The sequence below is a fragment of the Actinoplanes sp. ATCC 53533 genome (assembly GCF_003947245.1).
On record NZ_QHHV01000621.1, the window covers coordinates 1 to 585 of the forward strand.

The 585-nt window shown below is 64.8% G+C and carries 1 protein-coding gene; it reads right to left on the reverse strand.

All coding sequences use genetic code 11. The annotated features are described in order from the left end of the window. Nucleotides 1-559 (reverse strand): BNR-4 repeat-containing protein (locus DMB66_RS60335; RefSeq protein ID WP_199753330.1); only part of this gene is annotated, 559 nt, incomplete at its 3' end. Between the last annotated feature and the right edge of the window lie 26 nt (nt 560-585).

A 585-nucleotide genomic window follows, 5' to 3' on the forward strand; every position in this document is an offset into this window, starting at 1 on the left:
GCAGATTGCCGTCGGGCATGGTGGTGAACTGCGGATAGGTCATGACGGCCATGTCGCGTCCGGCGAGGCTGTTCTGCACGGCGCCGAAGATGCCCGGTGACCAGGCGGCGGTGTCCGGTGCGGTCGCGATGCCGGCCACCGACTTGCGGTAGCGGAAACGCTGGGCATGCATGTCGAACGAGAGGTGGATGCTTCCGTCCTCGTGCGAGAGCCCGATGCTGATCACATTGTGTGAATCAGTGGTGGTGGTGCGATAGTCCGTCAGGCGAATGGTCTGCCACGTGCCGTTCGTCGGACGCCGGGAGACGTTGACATAGCCCTCCTCGTCCCAGAACGCCGCGTATTGCCATCGGCGATGCGAGACGATGCCGTCCTGCTGGAATGATTCGCCGTTCATCAATCCCGTGTAGCTCTCCGCGGTGCGGCCCTGGGTGGTCAGCGTGGTCGTGGTCGGCGTGTTCACCGTCGGGGACGCGGCCGAGGCCGGCGAGCTGAAGGTGACGATCAGCAGGAGCCCGACCAGCACCGCGCCGGCTCTGCAACGTTTCAAGACCGTCATCGAAGATCCCCCTCGTAGTGCGCACC